Origin of the sequence: Methylosinus sp. Ce-a6 (genome assembly GCF_009811655.1) — a bacterium.
Taxonomy (GTDB): Bacteria; Pseudomonadota; Alphaproteobacteria; order Rhizobiales; family Beijerinckiaceae; genus Methylosinus.
Map to the genome: position 1 here is coordinate 100,100 of NZ_BGJX01000005.1, position 24,889 is coordinate 124,988.

The 24,889-nt window shown below is 65.1% G+C and carries 23 protein-coding genes, 4 tRNA genes and 1 riboswitch; of the genes, 13 read left to right on the forward strand and 14 right to left on the reverse strand.

From position 1 onward, the window contains the following. Positions 1-74: 74 nt before the first annotated feature. The 4 genes from Mspo_RS05220 to pal all read right to left on the reverse strand — a co-directional run bounded on the left by Mspo_RS05220 (position 75) and on the right by pal (position 3,683). Entirely contained in the window at positions 75-806 is a 732-nt protein-coding gene (locus Mspo_RS05220; protein ID WP_159727522.1) for a DUF3142 domain-containing protein, read from the reverse strand. Further along, entirely contained in the window at positions 803-2,920 is a 2,118-nt protein-coding gene (locus Mspo_RS05225; protein ID WP_159727524.1) for a hypothetical protein, read from the reverse strand. The genes Mspo_RS05220 and Mspo_RS05225 overlap by 4 nt, the downstream gene beginning before the upstream one ends. A 90-nt stretch (positions 2,921-3,010) precedes the next feature. After that, positions 3,011-3,087: transfer RNA gene (locus Mspo_RS05230), tRNA-Trp, on the reverse strand. Between the two features lie 86 nt (positions 3,088-3,173). Next, positions 3,174-3,683, reverse strand: a complete 510-nt coding sequence (gene pal, locus Mspo_RS05235; protein WP_159727526.1) for a peptidoglycan-associated lipoprotein Pal — start codon at positions 3,681-3,683, stop codon at positions 3,174-3,176. 306 nt (positions 3,684-3,989) lie between these two features. Here pal and Mspo_RS05240 point away from each other — a divergent pair, with 306 nt between their 5' ends. From Mspo_RS05240 to Mspo_RS05250, 3 genes are all read left to right on the forward strand, one after another. Further along, positions 3,990-4,628: a hypothetical protein gene (locus Mspo_RS05240; RefSeq protein WP_244613153.1), complete on the forward strand. Its 639-nt coding sequence runs from the start codon at positions 3,990-3,992 to the stop codon at positions 4,626-4,628. A gap of 172 nt (positions 4,629-4,800) precedes the next feature. After that, a riboswitch (Fluoride riboswitch) is annotated at positions 4,801-4,863 on the forward strand. A 60-nt stretch (positions 4,864-4,923) separates the two neighbouring features. Then, the gene (locus Mspo_RS05245) at positions 4,924-5,370 is read left to right on the forward strand and encodes a hypothetical protein (RefSeq protein ID WP_159727528.1); all 447 of its coding nucleotides are present in this window, start codon (positions 4,924-4,926) and stop codon (positions 5,368-5,370) included. A gap of 133 nt (positions 5,371-5,503) precedes the next feature. Next, positions 5,504-5,953 (forward strand): hypothetical protein, encoded by a 450-nt coding sequence (locus tag Mspo_RS05250; RefSeq protein ID WP_159727530.1) that lies wholly within the window; start codon positions 5,504-5,506, stop codon positions 5,951-5,953. Between the two features lie 93 nt (positions 5,954-6,046). Here the strand turns inward: Mspo_RS05250 and Mspo_RS05255 are convergent, their stop codons facing one another. Both Mspo_RS05255 and Mspo_RS05260 read right to left on the reverse strand, forming a co-directional pair. Continuing rightward, on the reverse strand, positions 6,047-7,012 hold the full coding sequence (locus Mspo_RS05255) for an alpha/beta fold hydrolase (RefSeq protein WP_159727532.1): 966 nt from the start codon (positions 7,010-7,012) through the stop codon (positions 6,047-6,049). Positions 7,013-7,155: 143 nt separating this feature from the next. Beyond that, the gene (locus Mspo_RS05260) at positions 7,156-9,495 is read right to left on the reverse strand and encodes a TonB-dependent receptor (RefSeq protein WP_159727534.1); all 2,340 of its coding nucleotides are present in this window, start codon (positions 9,493-9,495) and stop codon (positions 7,156-7,158) included. A 701-nt stretch (positions 9,496-10,196) separates the two neighbouring features. Here Mspo_RS05260 and Mspo_RS05265 point away from each other — a divergent pair. After that, positions 10,197-10,661: an Hsp20 family protein gene (locus tag Mspo_RS05265; protein WP_159727536.1), complete on the forward strand. Its 465-nt coding sequence runs from the start codon at positions 10,197-10,199 to the stop codon at positions 10,659-10,661. A 72-nt stretch (positions 10,662-10,733) separates the two neighbouring features. On the opposite strand, the gene Mspo_RS05270 is transcribed toward Mspo_RS05265, so the two are convergent. Beyond that, the gene (locus tag Mspo_RS05270; RefSeq protein ID WP_159727538.1) at positions 10,734-11,711 is read right to left on the reverse strand and encodes a hypothetical protein; all 978 of its coding nucleotides are present in this window, start codon (positions 11,709-11,711) and stop codon (positions 10,734-10,736) included. A gap of 332 nt (positions 11,712-12,043) precedes the next feature. Here Mspo_RS05270 and gltB point away from each other — a divergent pair, with 332 nt between their 5' ends. Beyond that, positions 12,044-16,705: a glutamate synthase large subunit gene (gene gltB, locus Mspo_RS05275; RefSeq protein WP_159727540.1), complete on the forward strand. Its 4,662-nt coding sequence runs from the start codon at positions 12,044-12,046 to the stop codon at positions 16,703-16,705. A gap of 181 nt (positions 16,706-16,886) precedes the next feature. Here gltB and Mspo_RS05280 read toward each other — a convergent pair whose 3' ends face one another. Both Mspo_RS05280 and Mspo_RS05285 read right to left on the reverse strand, forming a co-directional pair. After that, positions 16,887-17,300 (reverse strand): hypothetical protein, encoded by a 414-nt coding sequence (locus Mspo_RS05280; RefSeq protein WP_159727542.1) that lies wholly within the window; start codon positions 17,298-17,300, stop codon positions 16,887-16,889. Between the two features lie 216 nt (positions 17,301-17,516). Beyond that, the gene (locus Mspo_RS05285; protein ID WP_244613166.1) at positions 17,517-18,971 is read right to left on the reverse strand and encodes an aspartate aminotransferase family protein; all 1,455 of its coding nucleotides are present in this window, start codon (positions 18,969-18,971) and stop codon (positions 17,517-17,519) included. Positions 18,972-19,522: 551 nt separating this feature from the next. Between Mspo_RS05285 and Mspo_RS05290 the strand changes: the two genes are divergently transcribed. Continuing rightward, complete coding sequence (locus Mspo_RS05290) at positions 19,523-20,080, forward strand: cold-shock protein (RefSeq protein WP_159727544.1); 558 nt, start codon at positions 19,523-19,525, stop codon at positions 20,078-20,080. On the opposite strand, the gene Mspo_RS05295 is transcribed toward Mspo_RS05290, so the two are convergent. After that, entirely contained in the window at positions 20,077-20,247 is a 171-nt protein-coding gene (locus Mspo_RS05295) for a hypothetical protein (RefSeq protein ID WP_159727546.1), read from the reverse strand. The two genes, Mspo_RS05290 and Mspo_RS05295, sit on opposite strands and share 4 nt — an antisense overlap. Before the next feature lie 82 nt (positions 20,248-20,329). Here Mspo_RS05295 and Mspo_RS05300 point away from each other — a divergent pair, with 82 nt between their 5' ends. From Mspo_RS05300 to Mspo_RS05320, 5 genes are all read left to right on the forward strand, one after another. Continuing rightward, complete coding sequence (locus Mspo_RS05300; protein WP_244613154.1) at positions 20,330-20,710, forward strand: DUF192 domain-containing protein; 381 nt, start codon at positions 20,330-20,332, stop codon at positions 20,708-20,710. A gap of 85 nt (positions 20,711-20,795) precedes the next feature. After that, positions 20,796-20,872: transfer RNA gene (locus Mspo_RS05305), tRNA-Pro, on the forward strand. A 75-nt stretch (positions 20,873-20,947) separates the two neighbouring features. Continuing rightward, positions 20,948-21,259: an ETC complex I subunit gene (locus tag Mspo_RS05310; RefSeq protein ID WP_159727550.1), complete on the forward strand. Its 312-nt coding sequence runs from the start codon at positions 20,948-20,950 to the stop codon at positions 21,257-21,259. A gap of 172 nt (positions 21,260-21,431) precedes the next feature. Continuing rightward, a tRNA-Arg gene (locus Mspo_RS05315) sits at positions 21,432-21,508 on the forward strand. Positions 21,509-21,569: 61 nt separating this feature from the next. Continuing rightward, positions 21,570-21,646, forward strand: a tRNA-Arg gene (locus Mspo_RS05320). Between the two features lie 421 nt (positions 21,647-22,067). On the opposite strand, the gene Mspo_RS05325 is transcribed toward Mspo_RS05320, so the two are convergent. Genes Mspo_RS05325 through Mspo_RS05340 form a run of 4 tightly spaced genes read right to left on the reverse strand, consistent with a single transcriptional unit; the run spans position 22,068 to position 23,602 of the window. Next, positions 22,068-22,316, reverse strand: coding sequence for a hypothetical protein (locus Mspo_RS05325; RefSeq protein WP_159727552.1), 249 nt, complete (start codon positions 22,314-22,316; stop codon positions 22,068-22,070). A gap of 46 nt (positions 22,317-22,362) precedes the next feature. Beyond that, complete coding sequence (locus tag Mspo_RS05330; protein WP_159727554.1) at positions 22,363-22,614, reverse strand: hypothetical protein; 252 nt, start codon at positions 22,612-22,614, stop codon at positions 22,363-22,365. Then, entirely contained in the window at positions 22,611-23,267 is a 657-nt protein-coding gene (locus Mspo_RS05335; protein ID WP_159727556.1) for a hypothetical protein, read from the reverse strand. Before Mspo_RS05335 ends, Mspo_RS05330 begins: the two co-directional genes overlap by 4 nt. A 14-nt stretch (positions 23,268-23,281) precedes the next feature. Next, entirely contained in the window at positions 23,282-23,602 is a 321-nt protein-coding gene (locus Mspo_RS05340; protein WP_159727558.1) for a hypothetical protein, read from the reverse strand. A gap of 175 nt (positions 23,603-23,777) precedes the next feature. Between Mspo_RS05340 and Mspo_RS05345 the strand changes: the two genes are divergently transcribed. Together Mspo_RS05345 and Mspo_RS19815 are read left to right on the forward strand one after the other, a co-directional pair. Continuing rightward, positions 23,778-24,017 (forward strand): helix-turn-helix domain-containing protein, encoded by a 240-nt coding sequence (locus Mspo_RS05345; protein WP_159727560.1) that lies wholly within the window; start codon positions 23,778-23,780, stop codon positions 24,015-24,017. Between the two features lie 51 nt (positions 24,018-24,068). Further along, a complete protein-coding gene (locus Mspo_RS19815) occupies positions 24,069-24,887 on the forward strand; it encodes a superinfection immunity protein (RefSeq protein WP_244613156.1) in 819 nt (272 codons plus the stop codon). Positions 24,888-24,889 lie beyond the last annotated feature (2 nt).

Consider the following 24,889-nt stretch of genomic DNA (forward strand, 5'->3'; position numbering starts at 1 on the left):
CCCTTCCGCCACGAAAGCCCACCCCACGTCGGGCCGGAGGCCGCCGACGAAACGCGACGCGGCCTCATGGCGCGTCATCGGGCCGTCGGCGCGCCGCGATTGCGCAAAAACACGACATAGCCGAGAAAATTCGGCCGCTTCGCCAGAGCGGCCGGCGGCGACCATTGCGCCCCTTCGGCGAGGCCGAGGCGGAAGGGAGTGCGCAGCCGCCCGAGCCGCGCCAGATAGGCGTCGATGTTCTCGACCGTCTCGGCGCCGCGATAGGTCTGAAAGACGAGCTCGTCGACGCTGCCCCAAAGCGCGTCCATATCCTCCGGCGCGGCTTGCGACGCCCAATCCATGAGGCCCGTCGCGCCGAGCGCGCAATCCTTCGGCAGCGCGTTGCGCAATCCGCGCAGGAAGGCGGCGTAATTCTGCAAGCCGCGCGTCGAAGCGTCGAAATCGATCTGCACGCCGGCGACGCGGCCCGGATGCGCCCGCCAGGCGTCCAGCCGGCGGATGATGTGCGCGATGATCTCGGGCGGCCAATCGAGGCTGCGCACGCGATAGACGAGCCAGAGCGTCGCCCGATGCGGGCCGGGCTCGGCGCCGCCTTGCGCCTTCATGCGGACGAAGCCGTTGCGATCCGGCCCGATCTCGCCCGAGTGCAGATAGATCGTCTTCGCTTCGGCGAGCTCCGGGCGGCCTTTGACGCCCGCCCACAGCCAGAAGGCGTCGTAATCCGCCGCCCGCACGGTTGGCCCGGCTGCGGCGCCAAAGGCGCAGAGCAGGGCGCAGAGCGCGAGGAGGAGGCGCCGCGATCTCACCAGTAATATTGCAGGTTGCGCGCCCATTGCGTCGCGCCGTAGCGCGACTTCAACATTTGAAACCAGGCTTTCCGCTGCGCCTTTTCGACATCCTTGCCGCCGCAGGCGTTGCCGCCCGCGGGCGCATAGCAACTGATCGCGCGATAGAGCGCATAGACCCTGTCGTCGTCCTTCGTCTTCGGATCGGCGATCAGCCGTTGATAGACTTCGCCTCGCGCGAATGGCTCGCCGGGGAAGATCGCTTTGGCGCCGCCCAATTCGTCCGCTGCGGGACGCCAGGCGTCGAAACGGGCGAAGTCGGAGCGGCGGACGAAATCGCCGAGGCAGAGCAGCCCATGCGCGGAGCGCGGATCGGCGGCGAGCTCGGCGACCACAGCCCTCAGCGCCGGGCATTTATAGGGCTCGTTCACAGCCGGCGACAGAAAGATCGCCGATTCGGGGAGATCGGAGATTTGCGGCGCCTCGGCGTCGTCCTTCGCGAGGCCTTCGGGCGAGAAATCGCGCAGGAAATTCGCATATTGGCCGCGCGTCGCCTCCTTGTAGAGCAGCAGGAAGCGCGCGAGCCGCCGCTCGGCCGGGCTCCCTCGAGGATCGGCGACGGCCATGCGCAGCAGGATCGGCCCCGCGGTGTGGCGCAGGAGGATCGCGCGAATGCGGGGCGAGGACAGGCGCGTTTCGGCCAAGAAGACCTTATTCGCCATGCCGGCGCGCTCATAGCTCATGGCGAGGCCGAGCTCGACCGCCTCTTTCCACAAGGGATTGGAGACGGTCCCGCGCAGCTTCGTCCAATGCTCGATCGCCGCCGGAAGCTCGCCCGAGGCCATCAGCGCTTGGCCGCGCAAAGTCTCGCGGCTGAAGGCGAGATAGTTGCTCGGCCCAGGGACGGGAGGTCCGAGCCATTGCAGCGTCGCCGCGAAATCGGCGTCGGCGTAATAGGCGCGCGCGGCTTTCAGAAAGCCGAAGAGCTCCTCGCGGCCGGCGAAGGCCGGCGCCTGAGCGTCGAGCTCGGCTGCGGAAAAGCGCGTCTCGGCTCCGTCGGAGCGCAATCTCATCAGAATCTGCGTCGCCAGCAGGATCGGCTCCCGGCTCTTGTGGTCTTTGGCGGCGGTCAGATATTTGGAGTCGATCTCCTGCGCCAGATCGACGCTGTCGAGACTCGTCTTCGCGCCGCTCCCTTGCGCGATCCGCCGCCCATATTCGGCGGCGAGACTATCCTCATCCGCCGCGAGCCAATAGACGCGCCGCAATAGGCCCTGCGCCGAGGCCGCGTAGCGCCCCGTCGGATAGGCGTTCAGATAGGTTTGAAAGGCGGTTTGCGCCGCGGTCAGCGTGGCGCGATCGGTCACATTGGGTTCGGCGGTCCCGTCGAAATTGGCGAAGGCGCCGATCTGCGCCTTGTTGAGCAGGGCGCGGGCGATCATGTAGCGCGCCGCTTCGCGCAGCCATGCGTTGCGCACGGTCGCGAGCTTATCGAAGCGCTCCAGCGCGCGGTCGAGATCGCCCTCATAGAAGGCGTCGGCGCCGGAGAGATAGGACGCGAATTCCTGCGCCGCGGCCGCGGAAGGCGCAATTCCCGTGAGCGAAGCGGGCAAGGCCGCGGCGTCGGCCTTGTCGCCGCGGCAGGAGGGCGCGATCTTGTCCCGCGCCGCCGTCAGCAGCCGCCGCTCCTCGGCGGAAAGGGCGGGCTCGGCCTCGACCGCGGCCGCGAAAGCGCGGCGCCCGGAGTCCATCGAGACGCAGCGCGTTCCCTCGCCGTCGGCGAAGGCGCCGACGGTCTCGTCCTTCCCGTCGCGCGCCGTCGCGGCGGATCGGCAAGCGTCGGTGAAATCGGGCCTGGAAAACAGCACGGAAGAATAGAAGTCGATCTTCTCGTCGCCCTTCGACACGGCGTCGTCCTTCGGCCGCAGCTTCGGATCGGCGTCCATCATCAGGAAGAGGAGATTGAGACGTGTGTCATTGCCGGGGCTGAGGAAGGGCATGCCGCTCTGTTCGGCATAGCTCTTCTGATCGAGCGCCCAGCGTCCGGGAGTGGGATAGCCGCCGCCGCATGCGCGAGCAGTCCCGGCGGAAAGCAGAAGGAGGAGAGAAACGACGCCTGCGAGAGAGAAGCGCATGGAGACGATCCGAATTGAGATAGGCGCGCGCCGCGACAGTCTCGGAAATATGGCGCAATTCATTGATATTTATATGGAGATTTCGCAGGCTGGCAGGAGTGGAGGGACTCGAACCCCCAACCCCCGGTTTTGGAGACCGGTGCTCTAGCCGATTGAGCTACACTCCTGCGGTGACGGCGCGCCGTCGGGCCTCTCCATGCCGCATCATGGGCGCGGATGCAAGCGCCGGGTCGGCTCCCGGCGCATTTCGGCGTCAGGAATTGCCGCCCGAGAGAACTGTGACGGCGCGGCGGTTCTGCGACCAGCAGGAAATATCGTCGCAGACGGCGACCGGCCGCTCCTTGCCATAGCTGATCGTGCGGATGCGGGCCGCCGAGAGGCCGCGCGAGGCGAGATAATTCTTCACCACCTCGGCGCGGCGGGCGCCCAGAGCGAAATTATATTCGCGCGTGCCGCGCTCGTCGGCGTGGCCTTCCACGGTGAAGGAATAGCGGCCGTAGCGCTGCAGCCAATCGGACTGCTTGTCGAGCGTCGCCTGCGCGGTGGACGTCAGCTCGCTCGAATCGGTCTCGAAATAAACACGGTCGCCGACATTGATGACGAAATCCTGCGGGCTTCCGGGCGCCGCATAGCCGCCGCGGCCATTGGCGCCGGCGAGCGCGGCGTTTTCGTCCTCGGCGTTCTTCGCGCAGGCGGCGAGAGAGGCCGCCGCCAGCAAAGCGGCGGCGAAGCGCAGGGCGCGCGCGGCGGAAACGAATCCCATATCCTCGAAACTCCTCTGACGACGGCTCGACCGTCGCCAGTCCTAGCTGCGCAGGGGTTAAGCGAAGGTTCCATCAACCTTGACGAAAGCTTGTCGCGCCCTGCCGCCGCGCGTTCGATGTCGGTAAGGTTAACGTGAGCTTGATCGTCGATGCGGTCGATGGCGCGAGTGAGGCGAAAAAGCGGCGCGAAAAGCGTCGCTTCCGTCGCCGAGGCGAGCGCGGACGGGAAGCTCGGGGGGCTGGACCGCCGCGCCGATCATTGTTAGCAATTCGTTCATCATAAGGCGGAGGGAATCGGGACGACGATGCGCGATCTGAAACGCTTCGCCGGCAAATTTGCCGCGCCATTCTGCGCGCTTTTCTCCGCTGTGACGCTCGCCGGCTGCGTCGACACGGCGGTCGAGATCGGCCATCCGCGTCCCGAGCAGCTCGCCCAGCGGCAACGTTCGACGCCGCGCTCCGGCGTCAGTCCGCGCGGCGCGCCGGTCGCGCTCACCAGCCTCGAAGGCGCGCCGGAGGATGCGCTGGCGCGGTTTCGCCCCGCGTTCGCGCGCGCCGCCGAGAGCCGCGATATCGTCTCGGCCGGCGAGCCCGAGGCGGCCTATCGTTTGCGCTTCTATCTCACCGCCTATGCGAGCGCCGAAGGGGCGACGCGCTTCGCCTATGTCTTCGATGTGTTCGATCGCAATGGAAGACGGGCCCGCCGTCTGACCGACGAAATCGCGGTGAAGGGCGCAGGCGATCCCTGGACGCTGCTCGACGACAGAACGCTCGCCGAGGTCGCGGCGCGCGGCGCCGAGGAGCTCGCGGCCTTTCTCTCCGATACGCCCGAGGCGATCGCGGCGGCGGCGGGCGGCGAGTCGGGCGTGACGATCGCCGCCGCCGCGCGAACCGAGCCGGCGCAGAGCGCCGTCAAGCCATTGGGTTTCGCCGAAGCGAAGTGAGGGCTCGGCCCAAGGAGTGATCGCGGCCGCGCCCGAGGCGCCCCGCGGCCCGGCCTGCTGGAAGCTAATCGGTCCGAGACGCCCTCGACGGCGCGACCGGCCGGCGGGCGCATTGACGTCGCAGGCGCCTTTCGGTATCGAATTAGCTACAAAAGGCCGCGATGGCAAAGCCGTCGCGCCAGGGGATGGGGTGCCCCCTATAACCGCCGTAGAGGCTGATGACTCCTGCATGAATCGGCGGTCCTCCCGGTCGCAGACCGGGGGCGCTCGCGCGCAAAACGCAGGAGGAAACAAGATGAATCAGGATCTCTCGGTTTTCATTACCCCCTTCGCTCTCATCATCGGCTGCGCGCTGATCGCGGCGGGCGGTCTCTATTTCATCGACATCAAATTTCTGAAGTCGCGCTTCCAGGCGGTCGCGGCGCTTGCCGCGGGGTTTATCGTCCTTGGCGCGTTGGAGGTCGTGCTCGCCGGCAGCAGCGTCTCCTTCTTCAAGGCGCAACAGGTGCAGACCTCCGCATGCGAGCTCAAGGGCGAATCGGCGCATCCGGAGGCGCGTCTCGGCGGCGACGCCGGCATCATTCACAAGCATATCCTCGCCTGCATGGAAATGGCCGGCTATGAATGGTCGCCCGAGCACCGCAACTGCAAGGACGCGCCGCTCGCCACCAATCCCTATTGCTATCTGCCGCTCGGCGGCTTCGACCGCACGATCACCGCGTTTCAACTGAGATTCGAATAGCCGGAGCGCAATGGCGCGGCTAAGCTCGCTCTCCGCCCGCGCGGGGCGCTTGCCGTCCGGAGGACTTGCTCCATTTGAACGTGAGACTCCGGGGATGGCGGCGCCCTGTCGGGAACTGACGGGAGACGTGCCGATGAACGAGGATATCGCCGCCTTCGTGGCACCGCTGACGCTGATGCTCGGCGGCGGCCTTTTGGCCTTGGGCGCGCTGTCCTTTATCGGGATCGATTATTTCGGCACCAAGTTCAAGGCGCGCGTCGCATTCGCGATCGGCCTCGCCTTCATCGTCGCCACCGAGCTCGTCTTCGTGACGGGCAGCAGCAGCGGGCGCTATTTCTCAGGGTTGAAGACCGACGTCACCGACTGCGAGCTGGACGGAGAGACCAGGCTGCCCGAGGAGCGGCACAAGAACAGCAGAGTGCTCCACGACTATATCGTCGGCTGCATGGAGCGGCTCGGCTACGATTGGAACGCCGAGCACGAGCACTGCAAAGAAGCGCGGATCGCCACCAATTCCTTCTGCTATCTGCCGAAGCGGGCGGTGGCGCGGGCGATCGTGCGCTTCCAGACCGCCTTCGAATAGCGCCGTCTCCCGCTCCAGACCTATTTGAATTCGCATGTTTTTTTTCCGAAAACTGCTTCGCGCTTTTCGGGAACATGCTCTAAAGCGCCGCGCTCACGCGCTCTCCACCGCCTCGCCTGGGACGAAAGCGTCGAAAGCCGCCCAGAACTGCTCGCGCAATTCGTCGCGCTCCATCAGCAATTCATGGCGGGCGCCGGGAACCTCGACGAGGCTCGCGACCGCTAGACGCTGCGCGAATCGCTCGATCGCGCGCGACGACACGATACGATCGCGCCCGCAGAGAAAGGCCATCACCGGCGTGCGCACGGCGCGGGCGTATTCGGGCGCGGCGAATTGCTTCATCAAGCGGAAGGCCGCGTTGGCCCAGCCGACCGTCGGATCGCCGACCGCCAGTTGCGGCGCGGCGTGCAGAACGTCGGCGTTGCGCGCGAAGCGGGCGGCGTCGGAGGTCAGCCGATTGCCCTCGAAGGGCAGCTCATTGAGCGCTTGCGGACCGCCGCCCGGCACATACATCGCGCCGAGCCCGAACATGTCGAGCGTGTCCGCGAGGGCGCGCGCGCCGATCGGAAAGCGCAAGCCCTCGAAATCGATCATCGGCGCCGCGACGATGACGCGATCGAAGGGCGAGCGCGCCGAATGGGCGCGGTCGAGCAGAATGGCGCCGCCCATGGAATGGGCCAGCGCATACCAGGGAGAAGGGCAGGCGAGCGCCAGCACATCGGTGATGAAGGCGTCGAGATCGCGCTGATAGAGCGCGAAATCGTCGACATGGCCCTTGCGCGGATCGGCGAGATCGCGCTCCGAGCCGCCCTGTCCGCGCCAATCCAGCGTCACCACATGGAAGTCGCGCGCCAGCAGCTCGTTGATCGTCTCGAAATATTTTTCGATGAATTCCGCACGGCCCTGGAACAGCGCGACCGTGCCGATCGCCCCGCGCGCGGGCGAAAAGCTCGCGGCGCGCAACATGCGTCCGTCCGCCGTGCGAATGGCGAAGACCGACGCATTGGGCGGCGTGGGATTGTTAGGCGTCGCGATGAGCTGCGGTTCGGTGAGCGGCATGTCGGGCGTCCAGCTGCGGCCGGGAGAAAGTCGCTGATCGCTACTCTCTCCCGATCTATCGCATGGCTCGCGCGACGGCGCAAAAATTCCGAGGTCGGAACTTCGCCGGATCGATATGCGAGCCGGATCGATATGCGAAAATGTCAGAGCGTCACATTCGTCGCGACGTAGAAAGTGCGGCCCATTCCGGGGACTGCGACGCCCCAGCGCGGCGCGACAGGCAGAGGGCCGGACATGGTCGCGGCCTGGCCGAGATAAGCCCCGCCCAACGGCAAGTAGTACAACGTGTCGAAGATATTCTCGACGCCGAAGTCGAGGCGAATATTCCGCCACTCATAGCTGCCGCGCAGGTTGAACAAGGCGTATGCGCTCGTCTTCACCTCGTTTCTGACTTGCGACACCTTGTCCTTGGCGCCGACGAATTGCCCCTCGACGGAGGCGCGCCAACCGCCGAGTCTCTGCTCCAGCGACAAGCGTCCATTGACCGGCATGATATTGTAGAGATTGTCTTCGGTCGTCGTGTTCTGGCCGTTGACGTAGCTGAGGACGCCTTTCAGCGTGAAATCGCCCAAGGCCGTGTCCTTCGCCAGGAGCGCGCGCCCAGAAGCGTCGACGCCGAAGAGGCGCGCGTCCTGATTGACGAACTGGAGGGAGGCAAATCCCGCCCTTCCGAACTGATTGTGCATCCACGACGCGCCGCAGACGTACGTCGGACAACGTTGAACGTCGATGTAGTTGGAGATGTAGGTGAAGTACGGCGTCACCCGCAGGCCGATTTCGCCGGAAGGGTCACGCCAGTCGGCGGTCAGGCTGATCGTGTGAGAGACTTCGGGTTTCAGGCTCAGATTGCCGATATAGAAGTTCCCGTCGCCAAACCAGCCGATCATTTCCATGGGCATGATCGCGTTCGACCAGGCATAGCGCTCATAGAGATTTGGAGAACGGGTCTTCAGCGAATAGCCGAACGAATAGGTCTGCGTGGCGCTCGGCGTGTAGGTCGTCTGCGCGGTCACATTCCAATTCTGATCGGTGCGGGCGCGATCCGCGAGGTTGAATTTCGTGGCCGGATAGAGCAGCGCCGCATCGTACATAATAGCGTTGTAGCCCTTCACCGGACCCGTGCTCATCGCCACCGTATCGCTGCGGACGCCGAGCTGGGTCGTCCATTCGGAGTTCCAGCGCGACTCCAATTCGGCGAAGACGTCGTAGCGGTCTCTCTGGCCGCCATTGACGTTGAGGAACGTGTCGGGCGCCATTCCGCCCATGGTCTTGCCGGCGGGGAGAATGGCGGGAGACGGCGGCCACCATTCGAAGTAACGGTATTGCTGGTATTCGCCTCCGACCCTGAGAAGGCGCCCATCCGTCAGCTTGATGTCGGCGTTGATCTTCGCTCCGGTATTGTGCGCCTTGGTGTCCATGGGCATGCCCGGCGCGAGAATGGTCGCGAAGCTTCCATAGTAGTATTGCTTGTCTTCGCCGAAATCCATGATGTGCCGAACGGTCTGATGATAGACCTGAGCTTCGAGCGTTCCCCAATCATACCGTCCCGTATAATGGAGCTTGCCCTGAATGGCCCGGTTCTCCGTCATGTCCATGCGTTGATTGGGATATAACTGATAAGGAATGTGCTGGAAGCCGAGATTGAACTCGAGCAGATGATTTTCGCGCCGCAGCGCGATGGCGATGTCATGGTTCTGCGCCTGATAGGCGGTCGAGCCGACCACGTCGCCCCTCAGCCATGGCGTCAGAGAGCCGAACCTCGTGAATGGGATCGTGTTGCCGGTCCAGAGATAGGCTGGGCCGGGGAGCTTGAAATTCCCGCCGGCCTTGTAGTCTTCGGAGCGCGAATAGGACCCCCTGTAGGTGATGCTGAAGTCTTCCGTCGCCGCGGTCGCCGACAGGTTGCCGCCATAGGCGCTCCCGTTGCTGCGGAAGAAGGAGCCGACCTCGCCTTTCGCGAGAACGCCCTGTCCGGGTTGCGCGAACAAAGGCGCGGGCGATTTCACCAGGATCGCGCCGCCGACGCTGTCCCCGCCGACGCTCACCGGGACGACGCCGGAATAGACGTGGATGCTCCCGACCTGAGAGGGAGCGACATAGGACAGCGGCGGGTTCATGTGATTCGCGCAAGCGGACACGAAGGGGACGCCGCCCACCTCTATGTGCAGACGGTCGTCCGCCAAGCCGTCCAGCACCGGAAGGCCGGAGACGCCCCCCGCGGTCTGAAGGGAGACGCCGGGCGCGTCGCGCAGAAGGCCGGCCGTGTCGCTGGTCGTCGCCCGCTCGGCGACGGGATTGTCGACGACGGCCGAGACGCCGGCGGGCTGGGCGAGGCTCCCTTCGGGCCGCGCGGCCGGCGAGCGGCCGGCGGCGTTGATCTCGATAGGCGGCAGCTTCTCTTGCGCGAGAGCGGCGTAGGGCGAAGACAATGCGAAAGTGAGCGCGCAGGCGGAAGCGCCGCGCAGCAAGGCGTTGCGGAACATTATGAATCTCCTGGAAGCCGCGAGGCGCGGCGTGCGTCGAAGCGGCCGTCGGGCCGCGAGCGTTCGGCGACGTCAGGAGAAAGAAGGCGGTCCTCTGGCGAATGTTGCGCGTTCGCGCGCTAGCCGCGGCGGAGGCGCGTCGTCGGGCCGAGGTTCGGCGACGGAGACGAGCGTCGGCGCCTCGATGGCGATCGCGCGATATTCGATAGCTACGAAGCCATGACACCATGGCAGGCACGAGGAACAGCCATGGGCATGGCTGGTCTGGACGGGCGTATTCCCGGCGACGCCGGAGTTTTGGCTCGGACAGGTCGAAACGCCCGAAGCGGCGGCGCCGTCCGTCTCGACATGCGCGGGGCGGGGCAAAACCGTCGCGAGGGCGAACCAAGCCAGCGCGAGGACGAGAAGCCTCCTCGTCCAGCCTGTCCTTCGTCCCATTCCATGCGCTTCGGTGGCCATCCGTGAATGGTTAAGAATACGGCGCTTGCTGCTCAAGCGCCAAAATGTCGCAGCATGAGCTTCGCGTGCAACACCGCCGCGACGCGTGAGCCGGCCGATTCGGACTCGCAGGCCTTGCGCGCCGCAAAACGCGTTCCCACATGGATTTCAGCGCGGGCCATAGCGGACGCGCTTCATCCCCGGCGCGAGCGGGGACGAGATCCCGATCGCGCTTCCACTGTCGCTTCTTGGAGGACAATGTCATGCGTCACTTCGATCTTTCGCCCCTGTATCGCTCCACCGTCGGCTTCGATCGCCTGTTCTCCCTGCTCGATCAGGGCGTGGGCGCCGATGCGGCGCCGACCTATCCGCCCTACAACATCGAGCGCACGGGCGAGAACGACTATCGCGTGACCCTGGCGGTGGCCGGCTTCGCGCGCGAGGACCTCTCCATCGAGACGCGCGAGAACACGCTGACCATCAAGGGCGCGAAAGAGGCGCAGCCCGAGACCGGCGTCAAACGCGAGATCCTGCATCAAGGCATTGCGGCGCGCGCCTTCGAGCGACGCTTCCAGCTCGCCGATCATGTCGTCGTGACCGGGGCGAGCCTCGCCAACGGCCTGTTGCATGTCGATTTGGTTCGCCAGATTCCCGAGGCGCAGAAGCCGCGCCGCATCGAGATCGGCGGCGGCGCTCCGGCGCAGACGATCGACGCCAAGGCTGCGTGAGCGGGCCGCCTGATCGGCCTTCCGAGGCGCAAAAAACCGAGGCGTCCCCGCGGGGGCGCCTCTTTTTTTCGGTCAGCCCCCTGGCGCAGGCTTCGGCGGCTCGCCCGACGGCGGCGCCTTCGACTGTTCCGCCGAGACGGGATTGGCCGACGCGGCCGCTGGGGGAGGCGAGGGCGCCGGCGGCGTAGCCGGGACGATCGTCTGAGGCGCCGGGGCCGCTTGCTGATGGCCGACGGCGGCGGGTTCGGGGACGGGCGTCGCGTGCGGCGCCTTCGACTCGGTCGGCGGAGCCGGGGCGGGCGCGGCGGCCGGGGACGGAGTCGCGCCGGACTGCTGCGGGGCGGGGGCCTCGCGATCGGCGGGCGTCACGGCCGCGGGTTTCGGCGCCGCCGGCCTTTCGGATCCGTGCGGAGCGGCCGATCGCGTCGGCGTCGGCCGCGCCGGCGGCTTCGTCGCCTGGGAGGGCGGGACGTGAGGAGTGCGCTGCGTCTCGGCGCCCTGGGGCCTGGCGGCGGCGTGGGGCCGGCGCGGCTCGTCGACCCGACGGTTCGGGTCGGCGGATCGTGGGGCGGGACGGCGCGGCTCGGCGCCGAGGCCCGGCACGACCAGCGGGTCCTCCGCCGCGCCCGTCCGCGAGGCGTCATAGGGCTCGGGTCCCGGCGGAGCGCCATAGGCGGTTGGCGGCGCGTCGAAAGCGCCGGGCGCCTCGCGGATGATTTCCGGCCCGATGCGCCACGACCGCAAAATCTCGCGCTCATAGGGATCGATGAGGAAACGCCTGTAGCGCCCCCGGTAGTCGACGCCGGTCGCCACCAGCTGATCGCCGCGGCGGCCGAGCGCCCCGACGAGGCGAAATCCCTCTTCCTCCAGAATTCCGGCGATCACTCGCGGCGAGACATGCGGCGCCGGCTCCGGGATCGGCTGATGAAAGGCATAGCCGAACGGACGAAAGAAGAAATCGGCCGCGGCCGGCGTCGCATAGGTCGCCGCGAAAGGCGCCAAGCTCGCGACAGCGAGCAATATCCTCGGCCGCAGCCTCGATAGCGTCATGAACCGCTCCACATCTTCATTGGCCCTGTTCATTGGCCCTGTCTCGACGGCGGAGCTTCTGCGACCATTGCGGCGAGCTTTGGACGCGAAAAGCGGGCGGGCCAGCTGGAATGCGCCGGGATTTCGGTTTTATGACGGCAGATTGCTTGTGCGCCGAGCCCAAATCTGGCAACAATATTCCCCGCTGATATGTCAGCCTTGCTGACCATTCTCCTCCGACGGCCCATCAGCGGGGCTTCGGAGCAAATCGATGAATTCGACGACAGGGGACGGGGACCCAAGGCGCGGCGATCGGGCCGGGCGGCCTCCGCACTCGCCCGGGAGACGCCGCTATGACCGCGATCGACGCCAGAGACCCCCTCCTGCCGAAGGCTCAGGGCCTCTACGATCCGTCCAAGGAGCACGATTCCTGCGGCGTCGGCTTCGTCGCCGATCTGCGCGATCGCAAGACCCATGAGATCGTCGAGATGGGTCTGCAGATCCTGCTCAATCTCGATCATCGCGGCGCCGTGGGCGCGGATCCGAAGCTCGGCGACGGCTGCGGCATTCTCGTGCAGATTCCGCATGAGTTCTTCGAGGAGGAATGCGCGAAGCTCGGCTTCGCGCTGCCGGAGCCCGGCCATTACGCCATCGGCCAGTTCTTCCTCTCCCGCGACGAGAGCGAGCGCGCCAATGCGAAGGCGTGCATAGAGGCGGCCACGGCCGGCCAGGGGCTCGTCGTGCTCGGCTGGCGCGACACGCCGGTCGATTCGAGCGATCTCGGCGAGGCGGTGAAGGCAGTCGAGCCGGTTCATGGGCAGGTGTTCATCGGCCGTGGGCCGACCGTCGCCGACGAGGTCGATTTCGAGCGGCGCCTCTATCTCGCGCGCAAGACGGCCTCCAACGAAATCTACGCTCGGGGGCCCGCCGCCCGCGAGCATTACTCGGTCTCGGTCTCCTCGCGCACCATCGTCTATAAGGGCATGGTGCTGGTCTCGCAGCTCGGCGACTATTTCCTCGATCTCAAGGACGAGCGTTTCGTCAGCGCCATCGCGCTGGTGCATCAGCGCTTCGCGACCAACACTTTCCCGTCCTGGCGCCTCGCGCATCCCTATCGCTTCGTCGCGCATAATGGCGAGATCAACACGCTGCGCGGCAATCTGAATTGGATGGCGGCGCGGCAGGCGTCCGTCGCCTCGCCGCTGTTCGGTAATGACATCGAAAAGCTCTGGCCGATCTCCTATGAGGGGCAGTCGGACACGGCTTGTTTCGACAATGCGCTCGAATTTCTCGTGCAGGGCGGCTATTCGCTCGCCCATGCGGTGATGATGCTGATCCCCGAGGCCTGGTCCGGCAATCCGCTGATGGATGGCGACCGCAAGGCTTTCTACGAATATCACGCCGCGCTGATGGAGCCCTGGGACGGCCCCGCCGCCATGGCCTTCACCGACGGCCGCCAGATCGGCGCGACGCTCGACCGCAACGGCCTGCGTCCGGCGCGCTATCTCGTGACCGAGGACGGGCTCGTCGTCATGGCCTCGGAGATGGGCGTGCTGCCGATCCCGCAGGACAAGATCGTGCAGAAATGGCGCCTGCAGCCGGGCAAGATGCTGCTCGTCGATCTCGAGCAGGGGCGCATCGTCTCCGACGACGAGATCAAGAAGGAGCTCGCCTCCTCGCATCCTTACAAGCAATGGCTCGAGCGCACGCAGATCGTGCTCGAGGATCTGAAGCCCGTCGAGCCGCGCGCGTCCCGCGCCGACGTTTCGCTGCTCGATCGGCAGCAGGCCTTCGGCTATTCGCAGGAGGAGCTCGATCTCCTGCTCTTCCCCATGGCCGTCACCGGCCAGGAGGCGGTCGGCTCCATGGGCACGGACACGCCGATCTCGGCGCTCTCCGACAAGCCGAAGCTTCTCTACACCTACTTCAAGCAGAATTTCGCGCAGGTCACCAATCCGCCGATCGATCCGATCCGCGAAGAATTGGTGATGAGCCTCGTCTCCTTCATCGGTCCGCGCCCCAATATTCTCGATCACGAGGGCTCGTCGAAGAAGAAGCGCCTCGAAGTGCGCCAGCCGATCCTCACCAATGAGGATCTCGAGAAAATCCGCTGCATCGGCCATGTCGAGGACAGCTTCGACACCAAGACGCTCGACATCACCTATGACGCCGCGACCGGCGCCGCGGGTCTGCGCGAGGCGCTGAACCGGCTCGGCGAGCGCGCCGAAAAGGCGGTGAACGGCGGCTATAACATCATCATCCTCTCCGACCGCATGGTCGGGCCGGATCGCATTCCGATCCCGGCGCTGCTCGCCACGGCGGCGGTGCATCATCATCTCATTCGCCGTGGCCTGCGCACCTCGGTCGGCCTCGTCGTCGAGACCGGCGAAGCGCGCGAGGTGCATCATTTCGCGCTGCTCGCCGGCTTCGGCGCGGAGGCGATCAATCCCTATCTCGCCTTCGAGACGCTCGAGGCCTCGACCGAGGAATTCCCCTCCGACGTCGATGGCCATACAGCGATCAAGCGCTTCATCAAGGCGGTCGACAAGGGCCTTTTGAAGGTCATGTCGAAGATGGGCATCTCGACCTATCAGTCCTATTGCGGCGCGCAGATTTTCGACGCTGTCGGCCTCGCGCAGAGCTTCGTCGATGAATTCTTTCGCGGCACGACGACGCGCGTCGAGGGCGTCGGCTTGGGCGAGATCGCGGTGGAGACGGTGCGCCGTCACAAGGACGCTTTCGGCGATGCGGCGATCTATCGCGACGCGCTGGACGTCGGCGGCGATTACGCTTTCCGTATCCGCGGCGAGGCGCATAGCTGGACTCCGCATACGGTGTCGCTGCTGCAGCACGCCGTGCGCGCCAATGCGCAGGACAAATATCGCGCCTTCGCCAAGCATTTGAACGAGCAGGATGAGAAGCTGCTCAATCTGCGCGGCCTGTTCCGTGTCAAGACGGCGGAGGAGGATGGGCGCGCGAGCGTTCCGCTCGATGAGGTCGAGCCGGCGAGCGAGATCGTCAAGCGCTTCTCGACCGGGGCGATGTCCTTCGGCTCCATCTCGCGCGAGGCGCATACGACCCTCGCCGTGGCGATGAACCGCATCGGCGGCAAGTCGAACACGGGCGAGGGCGGCGAGGAGCCGGATCGCTTCAAGTCCAAGCCCAATGGCGACAGCGAGCGCAGCGCGATCAAGCAGGTGGCCTCGGGCCGCTTCGGCGTGACGACGGAATATCTCGTCAACGCCGACATGATCCAGATCAAGATGGCGCAGGGCGCGAAGCCCGGCGAAGGCGGCCAATTGCCCGGCGACAAGGTCGATGCGGTCATCGCCAAGGTTCGCCATTCGACGCCGGGCGTCGGCCTCATCTCGCCGCCGCCGCATCACGACATCTATTCGATCGAGGATTTGGCGCAGCTGATCTTCGATCTCAAAAACGCCAATCCGCGCGCGGCGGTGTCGGTGAAGCTCGTCTCCGAGGTCGGCGTCGGCACGGTCGCGGCCGGCGTCTCCAAGGGCCGCGCCGATCATGTGACCATCTCGGGCTATGACGGCGGCACGGGCGCTTCGCCTTTGACCTCCATCAAGCATGCCGGCAGCCCGTGGGAGATCGGCCTCGCCGAGACGCATCAGACGCTGGTGCTGAACAATCTGCGCTCGCGCATCGCCGTGCAGGTGGACGGCGGATTGCGCACCGGCCGCGACGTCATCGTCGGCGCGCTGCTCGGCGCCGATGAATTCGGCTTCGCGACGGCGCCGCTCATCGCTGCGGGCTGCGTGATGATGCGCAAATGCCATCTCAACACCTGCCCCGTCGGCGTCGCCACGCAGGACCCCGTGCTGCGCAAGCGCTTCGTCGGCCAGCCCGAGCATGTCATCAATTTCTTCTTCTTCGTCGCCGGAGAGGTGCGCGAGCTGATGGCGCAAATGGGCTATCGCCGCTTCGACGAGCTCATCGGCCAGATGCAGATGCTCGACAAGGAGAAGGCGCTCGCCCATTGGAAGGCGAAGGGTCTCGACTTCTCGAAGCTCTTCCACAAGCCCGCGGGCGAGGGCGGCGCGATCCGCCATAGCCTCACGCAGGATCACGGGCTCGACAAGGTCCTCGACAATCGACTCATCGAGGCGGCGCGCGCCTCGATCGACCGCGGCGCGAAGAGCTCGATCGAGACGGCGATCCGCAATGTCGATCGCTCGACCGGCGCGATGCTGTCGGGCGAGGTCGCGCGCCTCTATGGCCACGCCGGCCTGCCCGAGGACACGATCGACATTCGCGCGACGGGCACGGCGGGACAGAGCTTCGGCGCCTTTCTCGCGCGCGGCGTGACGCTGCGGCTCGAGGGCGAGGCGAACGACTATGTCGGCAAGGGCCTCTCGGGCGGCAAGGTGATCGTCTATCCCTCGCGCGAGGCCAAGCAGATCGTTCCGGAGAAGTCGATCATCGTCGGCAATACGGTGCTCTATGGCGCCATTGCGGGCGAGGCCTATTTCCGCGGCGTGGCCGGCGAGCGCTTCGCCGTGCGCAATTCGGGCGCCTTCGCCGTCGTCGAAGGCGTCGGCGATCATGGCTGCGAATATATGACGGGCGGCGTCGTCGTCGTGCTCGGGCCGACGGGCCGCAATTTCGCGGCCGGCATGTCGGGCGGCGTCGCCTATGTGCTCGATGAAGACGGCGGCTTCTCCGAACGCTGCAATCTCGCCATGGTCGATCTCGAGCCGGTGCGCGACGAGGAGACCGCGATGACGCAGGCCTATCATCAGAGCGGCGATCTCGAGCAGCATGGCCGCGTCGATGTGATGAAGGATATGACGCGCTTCGACGCCGAGCGTTTGAAGCAGCTCGTCTCCAATCATCTGCGCTACACGGGCTCGACGCGCGCGCGCGCGATCCTCGACGATTGGGAGAATTACAAGCCGAAGTTCCGCAAGGTGATGCCGGTCGAATATCGCCGCGCCCTCAGCGAGATGCTGGCGCGCAGCCAGTCCGGCGAGAAGCTGAAGGCGGCCGGCGAGTGATACGTCGTCGCGAGCGCAGCGAAGCAACCCCGGGGCCGCGCCACGGCTCTGGATTTGCTTCGTCGCGACGCTCCTCGCAATGACAGTGGGCTTCCGGCGCCGCGCCGAAGCGTATCGGCAGCGACGTGCATCCCAATCCTCGGAGACGACGAGATGCTTCTCGTCGTCGACGCTATGCGCCTCATCGCGCCACGGGGAAGGGGCCTTCGTCGAGATAATAGCCGTAGACCGGCGCCGGCTTCGACGGAATCGGATCGGCGGCCGTATAGGCCCCCGGCCGATAGCTGCGGTCGTAAGGATTGCTCTCATACGGATGAGAGGAAGGCTGCGGCCAGAGCGACGCCTGCTCCGTCGGCGCATGGAATCGCCGCGGCTCGACGAAGGCGGCGCGGACATAGGTCGGCTCCGGCTCGCGCCAACGGCGCGCCGGATCGACGGGGCGAATCGGGCGGAAGCGCGCAAAAGCCCGCGGCGTGAAATCATCGGGGCCGAGCCCGCGAATGACGACGGGTCCTAGCGCGCCGGCGAAGGATGGAGCGGGAAGGCCGGCGAGCGCGGCCAAAAGGGCCGCGAACAGAAACGCACGGATACGCATGATCGACGCCTTTCGTCTCGAAGCGGAGCGCGGCAGGACGAAAACGCGCGCCGATGTGTCAAATCGGCGCGGCTTTCCGCCGCACGCTTGCCCCGAGCAAGGCGTGTTCCGAATGCGTCGACCAAGAGTCTTCCGTGTTTCCTAGGCTTTTGTTTTGACGCGCTTCCAACGCCGAACCGGCGTCCACTTCGGCTGGAAGCGCTCCGAGCTGTTTCGTCAGCCCAGCTTGGCCTTCAAGGCGTGGCCCGCGAGCGTCTTGCCGAGCGACCAGACCGCGCCCGGCGCGTGATGCGCGTCGGCGATGACCTTGTCGAAAGCGCGCTCGATCCAGTCGCAATCGAAATCATCGAGGGTGAGCGGCGGCAGCAGCTTGATCGTATGATTGCCGTGTCCGGCGACTTGCGTCAGCACCTTGTGCTGCTCGAACAGCGGAATGCTGATGAGCTGGCAGAACAGGCCCGAATTGACCGTCTCGAGCAGGTTCCATGCGGCTTTGAGCTTCAGCGAGCGCGGCTCGCCGAATTCGATTCCGATCATCAACCCTTTGCCGCGAATGTCGGCGACGAGCTCGTAGCGCTCGGCCATGGCGCGGAACGAGGCGAGAAGACGCTCGCCCCTGGCGGCGGAATTCTCGACGAGTCTCTCGCTCGCGATGACTTCGAGAGTCGCGAGGCCCGCGGCCATTGCGAGATCATTCTTGCCGAATGTGGAGCCATGCACGACCGCGCGATCCATGCGGTCGAACATTTTGTCGAAGATCCATTTGCGCGTGAGCACGGCGCCGACGGGGACATGGCCGCCCGATAGCGCCTTGGCGACGAGCACGAGATCTGGCTCGACGCCATAATGCTCGACGGCGAAGAATTTGCCGGTGCGGCCGAGGCCGGTCTGAATCTCGTCGGCGACAAACAGCGTCCCATATTTGCGGCACAGCGCCGCGGCCTGCGCGAGATAGTCCTGCGCGGGCATGTTCACGCCCTTGCCTTGAATGGGCTCGACGAAGAAGGCGGCGACATCGCGATGGCGCAGCGCCTCCTCGAGCGCCGCGAGATCATCGAAGGGAATCTCGCGCGTCGCGGGGAGCAGCGGGCCGAAGCCCTTCTTGAAGATGTCGTCGCCATTGAGCGACAGCGCGCCATAGGTGAGGCCGTGGAAGGAATGCGCGCAATGGACGATTCCGGCGCGGCCCGTCGCGGCGCGCGCGAATTTGATCGCGGCTTCGACGGCTTCCGTTCCCGAATTGGCGAAGAAGACTTTGTCGAGCCAGGGCGCGAAGCCGAGCAGCCGCTCGGCCAGCAATCCCGCCGGAACCGACACGTCGAGCTGAACCAGATTGGGGAGCTCGGCGCCGAGCACGCTCATCAGCGCCGCGCGCAGCGCCGGATGATTGCGTCCGACGGCGAACACGCCCCAGCCGCTCAAGAGATCGAGATAGCGCGCGCCCTTGCGGTCATAGAGATATTGGCCCGAGCCGCGCACGAAGCCGACGTCATAGCCGATCGTTTTCAGAACGCGCACCCACATCTCGTTGAGATGCTGCGAGTGCAGCGCGAAGCGTTCGCTCTCGCGCTCCGAATAGAGGGAAGCGAGATCGTAGATCGGGGCGGCCCCGTCCTGCGCCGACTCGTCCTGCGCCAAATCGCGATCGTCCCGGGGCGTGATGAAGGTCATGCGTTCGGCGTCCGTGTCCTTTATGGGGCGGCGCGCGATCTTCTCGCGGGAATTGCGGCCGGTCAACCGCGCCGCCATCTGCGTCGGGCGGCGCAATATGTCGCAGCTTCGCATCGACCGCAACGCTCGGGCGAGCATATTGCTTCGCGCGGCTCTGTCCAGCGCGATCGCCGATCCATGCGGGATAAAAAGGCGCGCGCCGCCTCGTCGAACGCTGCTCTGGCGCCGAAAGGCGCCGCTTTCATGGCGAGGATTCGAACGACGAGAGCGCGCGCGACGCGGCGATTCGTCTCTGAAAGGCGCTCGTACGGTATTTCGCGTAACTCGCGCCGAGTCCCTGGAACGCCAAGCATTTTCGGGCTTTGTATCCACAGCGAAAGCGCGCGGGACAAAAAAGTCGGTTGGAGGAAAGCGCGTCGATGATATCTTAACCACAGTGATTCACGGGCGAGCGTCGCGATTCGAGTCTTCGAGGGCGAGCGGAGCGCAATCGTTCCGGATCGGCAGGGGGAGTTGGTCTGTTGGGCGCAAAAATTTCATTCCAGAATGAGTTGAGCGCGTCGACCATCAATGTCGAAAATGGCGAAGCCGGGCTCGATCTCGTCGAAGTGTCTGGAACCATCAAGTGGTTCGACGTTTCGAAGGGATATGGTTTCGTCGTTCCGGACGATGGCGGCGCGGATATTCTACTGCACGTCACCATTCTGCGGCGTTCTGGATTCCAATCGGCTTACGAAGGCGCGCGCGTCGTCTGTGAGGCGCAGAAGCGCGTCAAAGGAATGCAGGTGTTCCGCGTCATCGGAATGGACGAGTCGACGGCCGTTCATCCCTCGCAGAACGGCGCGCCGCGCACCCATGTCCAAGTGACGCCGTCGAGCGGCTATGAGATCGCCATCGTCAAATGGTTCAACCGGGTGAAAGGCTTCGGCTTCCTGACCCGCGGCGAGGGCACCGACGATATTTTTCTGCATATGGAGACGGTGCGGCGCTACGGGCTCGCCGAGCTGAAGCCCGGCGACAGCGTGCTGGTGCGCTATGGCGATGGCCCCAAGGGACTCATGGCCACCGAAGTGCGGCCGCTCGAATCCGCTCTGCCGGCCTCTCATTAGAGCCGCGCGAGAGGCCGCTTCCGGGCCGCTTTGTATTTCCCGATCGCAATGGCAGAATGGCCGTCGAATGCGAGCGCTTCGACGATATCGCGATGCGCGCGCGAATCGGGTGCGGCGAGGGTGAGCATGTCGGGTGGTTCGTCTCGGACAGCTTCGCGCGTCTTCATGGCGCTTCTCGTCCTGTGCGCGTGCGCGTCGGCCCTCCTCGTCCGCGCGCAGGCCGCGGGCGCCTCGCCATCGGCGGTCAAAATGGCCGTGGAGCCGCTCGAGATCGTCACCACGACAGGCGCGCATCGGCTGCGCGTCGAGGTGGCGCGAACGCCGGACCAGCGCGAGAGAGGCTTGATGTTCCGCACGTCGCTCGCCGCGGACGGCGGCATGTTGTTCGATTTTCACGACGAGCGGCCGGTCTCCATGTGGATGAAGAACACGCCGCTCTCGCTCGACATGATCTTCGTGTCGCGCGCCGGCCGCGTCGTCTCCATCGCGCTCGGCGCGGAGCCCTATTCGGAGCGTGTCATCTCGTCCGGCGGCCCGGCGCTCGCCGTCATCGAGCTTGCCGCCGGCTCGGCGCGGCGCCTGTCGATCGCCGTCGGCGACGTCGTCAGACATCCGATTTTCGAGAGATAGCCGGTCCATTCTCGCGCTTGTGAGCGGCGCGGCCTCGTGCTAGCGAGGCGATCGGCGGAATTGGCTCCGCGGCCTATTCGCGAGACGGGGTATGGCGCAGCCTGGTAGCGCGGAAGTTTTGGGTACTTCAGGTCGCAGGTTCGAATCCTGCTGCCCCGACCACGGGCGCGGCGCCCCCGCCACAGCGCCGCTGATCAGTTTCGAATGGCGTTGAGCCAAGTTCTTGCCGAGGCCGATATGACCGCACGCATTCACCGACCGTCTCCCAGCGCCACGCAATCCGGTCCTGGACCGGCCAAGCCCTGGGTGCTCGAATTCGAGAACGAAACACCACGCGAGCTCGATCCGCTGATGGGATGGACGGGCACGTCCGACGCCAAGGCGCAGATCAGGCTGCGCTTCGCCACCAAGGAGGAGGCGATCGCCTATGCCGAGCGCGCCGCCCTCGTCTATCGCGTGGAGGAGCCCAAGCCCGGCTCGCCGTCGCGCCGCATCATCTCCTACGCCGATAATTTCAAGACGCAGCGCGTCGGTCAGTGGACGCATTAGGGTCTTTCCGTGTTTCATTGAAACATGGAATGACCCTAAGCTTTTGTTTCGACGCGTTTCCGTACGCCGAACCGGCGTCCGCTTCGGCTGGAAACGCAGTAGCGCATGTTCCCGAAAAGTGCGAAGCGGTTTTCGGGAACATGCGAATTCAAAGACGCGACGCCGCCGTCACGGCCCCGTAGCTCAGCCGGATAGAGCAACCGCCTTCTAAGCGGTAGGTCGCAGGTTCGAATCCTGCCGGGGTCGCCACGCGAAACAAGCGCGCGACGCGCGTGCGCGCCCCGCTGAATATGCTAGATTGCCGAGCGCCGACTCCGTAGCTCAGCTGGATAGAGCAACTGCCTTCGAAGCAGTAGGTCGTAGGTTCGAATCCTACCGGGGTCGCCATAAAATCAGCAACTTAGAACGAGCTTGAGGGTAATGGCGCCGCCCGCTTCGGCTTGGGGTAGCTCTGAGGGTAACGGCACAAGGGAAAATTTTCGGAAAAGCGGTTCCTGATTCCGGGGTGGCGCGGTTCCGGCCAGGGGATTCGCACTTGCCGCATAGCGCGGCGAGCAGGGCTCTACAAATCTGTGGATAATTGGAATACAAAAACGCCCCGCCTGTTCATCCGAGGTCGGGGCGTTTCGCTGTTGCGTCCGGTTCCGGGAAACCTTCGGCTTGCTCATAGATTAGGCGGGGCTGGTCTGTGATGCAAGAGCGGGCGCCGCAGCTCGTAAACGCCATCGTCCCGCCGACAGAACTCTATCGCTCCAATAGTCGGCCGCGGGCCGGCGAATGCGAGCGACGATCTTCGCCTCGATTGGCGTCATGAGGTCATTCTCCCGAGCGCGAGACGCCAGCGGGCGACTTTCAGCCTGACGAGCGCGGCGGCAAGCGTCCAGGTCGAGGGCCTGCGCTCGGGTGGCTCCACGTAGTCCTGCCGAATCCACGGCGCGATCCACTCGGCGAGCCCGGCGAAGAGACGAGCGCCCCGCAGGGCGAGGCGGGCCAGCGCCGTGCGCAGGATGGTCGGCTCGGCCAGGGCGACCTTCGCTCGCCAGGACGGGCGAGCCATAGCAGGGCGCGGGCAGCGAGGATGCGGGGGAGAGAGGGGCGCGAGGTCATGAGCGCGGCTCCTTGTCCGGGACATTGGCCAACGCCTCGGCGATCTCCACGCGATCGGCCTCGGCTTGCGCCAACTCGCCGAGAACGTTCGATATCGCGCGAATCTCCTCCGCCGCGTCGGAGAGCAGCACATAAAAGCCGAGTCTCGGAGCGTCGCCGAGTTCGTCCTCGCTCGACGCCACAAAGGCCGCGAGGCTTATTTTTGCGGCGATGGCGTCGAGGCGTTCCGGGAGGGTTTGCGATTTCATGCCCGTCCCTCCCGCTCGAGGACAGCGACGGCCGCGCGGATCGCGTCGGGGGCGAGTTCGCGAGCATCGTCGATCAGTTCCTCGAAGCAGTCGGCGATGAACCGCAGCAAGGCGGCGGCTCCGGCTTGCGTCGTCGGCTCGGCCGTCATGATGGCGACCTCGGCCGCGTTCACCGCGTCGAGCCATTTTTCGTCCGCCGCTTCGGCTTCTCTCTCTTCGCGCAAGGCAGCTTCGAGGGGCTGGCCACGCTCGACGAGAGCGGCGCGTGCAGCTTCATATTCGTGATCCGGCTCGGCCAGCGCGGCGCGCTTGGCGGCATTGTTCCTGCGAAGATCGGCGATCGTCCGCTCGAGGTCTTCATCGCTGAACCCCCTCGGCTCCATGCTGCGAAGCCTTTCGAGTTGGCGCAGATTGAGAACTTCCTCTCCCTTGTAGGTGATGTGGCCGAGCGCTTCCTGCGCCGCTTCGACCTTGTCGGACAAGGCCGAAGTCCGGGCGTATGCGGCGTCGAGAACCGCACGGGCGCGGCCATGGTCGCCGAGGGCGACGAGAACCGGATCGGCGCCCGGAAGCGCCTGGGCGAGGGCAGGAAGCCCGGCGACGGGCGCGGCGGCGAGGCCGGCGAGGATCGCGCGGCGGGTGGTGGTGGTCATGGTCTTTCCCTTCATCAAGCGATCGTCAAATGACCGAAAATCATCACGCGGATTTCGGCGCTCGGGCCCGCTTCTCGGAAGCGCTGCGCATGATGTTCAAGCTCCTCTTCGGTCGGGAAGGTGCGCGGAATCTTCACATCGATGTCGGGAAAGAGATCGTGGAGCGCCGCTCCCACGCCGTCGAGATGGCGCTTCAGCCGATCTGCGGCGTCGCGGCGCGCGCGGGCGGCCATTTCGCGGGCTTCGGCCGCGGCCGCGATGGCGTCGCGCTGTTCCTGCGTCAAAGAGGCGAGCGCGGCGTCCTGCGTCCTCTTGATGATGTCGTCGTCGATCATTCTCTTTCTCTCCTTCAGGCAAGCCGGGAGCGTTCGCCGAGACGGGGATGTCCGGCGTGGTTGCGCTCAAAGCTGTCGAAAAACGACGGATTAGATGCTAATCGACGATTTAGGATACATCAAGCACTTTTCAACGGTTCTGGCGTTTTTCGATGCTTCATGATAAAGAGTCAGCATGAATCCTGCTCAGTGCCGGGCCGCACGCGCCCTTCTCGATTGGTCACAGCAACAGCTCGCCGAAGCCGCGAGGGTCGGCGTCGTGACCGTGAGGCAATTCGAAGCGAGCGCGTCTCAGCCGAGAAATGCGACGTTGGACGTGCTTCAGCGCGCCCTCGAGGCGGCTGGCGTGATCTTCGTCGAGGAGAATGGCGAGGGGCCGGGCGTGAGGCTGCGGAAGGGGCGAGCTACCGGATAGCTTGCTCGGCCACGGCGCGAGAGAGTATACCGATGCGACGAGGAATTTCTCATGATCGCGCGGGTTTTGTTCGTCTCTCTCATCGCTCTATTTGCGTTCTACGCGCACGCCGAAGAGACAAAAACTGTCCGGTGTTACCCAACCGTCGCAGGGGCGATAAAAGAGGTCGATGTAATCGTTTCTGACCACATTGTCGAAGTTGCGCACACGGGAGCAAACGGGAAAATTTACGAGCGAACGTCGCAATATCATTTCTACGAAACCACTTCAGACGAAGGCTATTCATGGGAAGGTATTCATTTTAAAAAGAACAATATCAAAATGGTTGGCCGTCTGGAGGTTGCCGGCGCCGATGGAAGCGCAGTCTACACAGAACTATTGTATGACGCGAGCAAAGGTTTTGTTGGAAAGACAGAAGCACTCTGTCCGGCTCCTCCAGTTTATGATGCGAAGGAGGCCCGTGCACCAAGCACGCCGACATCATCCCAAGAATACCAGCTCGCGCAGGAAACTACGGCTACCGTCGACAAGCTAGCGGGCAGCGTGAGTCACCCGGCGGAGGCGTCATCCGAAGAGCATGCGAAAGAGCAGACCGGAATTCAACAAAATGAGGATGGCCGCCCCGTTTCTTCTGCTCAGCAAAACAAGGACGAAGCGTCATTTGGAGTGATCATTCTTTTCGTCGCGCTAATTGCGCTGTCAATATATTTTCTACCGACAACAATTGCATCATCACGACAGCATCGGGCCATAGGCTCTATATTTGTTATCAATCTATTTCTCGGCTGGACTTTTCTGTTTTGGGTGCTGTGCCTCGCGTGGGCTTTCGGCCCGAATGTCAAAGGCGTTTCGCCGCCAACATCAATTTGAGG